The organism is Jatrophihabitans lederbergiae (assembly GCF_031845305.1).
Lineage (GTDB): Bacteria > Actinomycetota > Actinomycetes > Mycobacteriales > Jatrophihabitantaceae > Jatrophihabitans_A > Jatrophihabitans_A lederbergiae.
In genome coordinates this window covers 1-897 of record NZ_JAVREH010000194.1, presented here as the reverse complement: position 1 = coordinate 897, position 897 = coordinate 1, and the positions used below count along the sequence as shown (strand labels likewise).

The following is an 897-nucleotide window of genomic DNA, read 5'->3' as shown; positions in this document are numbered from 1 at the left end:
GCCCTGGCCGTGGAGGACGCCGCTCACGAGCACCAGCGGCCCAAGGTCGATCACTACAGCGACCATATTTTCATGAGCCTGTACGGCGTGCATCTGGACGTCGACACCGGTGAACTGCACACCAGCGAACTTGCGGTGTTCGCCGCGCACAAGTGGTTGATCACCGTACGCAAAACCGGCGCGTTCGACATGGCCCACGTCGAGGCCGTCTGGGACAGCAACGCCGACCGAGCCGAGCACGGCGTCGGGTTCCTGCTGCACGGCCTGCTCGATCACGTCGTCGACGGTCACTTCGAGGCCGTGCAAGAACTCGATGACGCCGTCGAGGACGTCGAAGCGCGCCTGTTCGACGACAAACCCCAACCCTTGGCGGTCCAGAAACGCTCATTCCAGATGCGTAAGGCCCTCGTGGATCTGCGCCGGGTCAGCTTGCCCATGCGTGAGGTCCTCAACACCTTGATGCGCCGAGACCTGGGCATCGTCGATGAGGCCATGGCCGCCTACTTCCAAGACGTCTACGATCACGTCCTGCGGGTCACCGAATGGACCGAATCCCTACGCGATCTGGTCACCACCATCCAGGACAGCAACCTGCAAGTGCAATCCAACCGCCTCAACGAAGTGATGAAAAAGCTCACCGCCTACGCCGCCATCTTCGGAGCAGTAGCCGCGATCACCGGCTTCTTCGGCCAGAACCTGCCCTACCCCGGCTTCGGCAACCACACCGGCCTGACCATCATGGCCATACTCTTGCTCGCCAGCACCCTCGGCCTCGGCGTCGTCTTCAAACGACGCGACTGGCTCTAACCGCTCGGCCAACATGGCTGGACAACCAGCTCTTCATAGCCGTCCTCGGACGCTGGCGAACCCGACCACCGCACGCCGCGGCAACGTCGC

At 63.0% G+C, this 897-nt stretch carries 1 protein-coding gene; it reads left to right on the top strand.

Features of this window, described 5'->3' with window-relative positions; all coding sequences use genetic code 11:
• The coding region (locus RM423_RS24935; RefSeq protein ID WP_311425731.1) for a magnesium transporter CorA family protein at positions 1-807 on the top strand (807 nt) is incomplete at its 5' end.
• Positions 808-897: the final 90 nt, after the last annotated feature.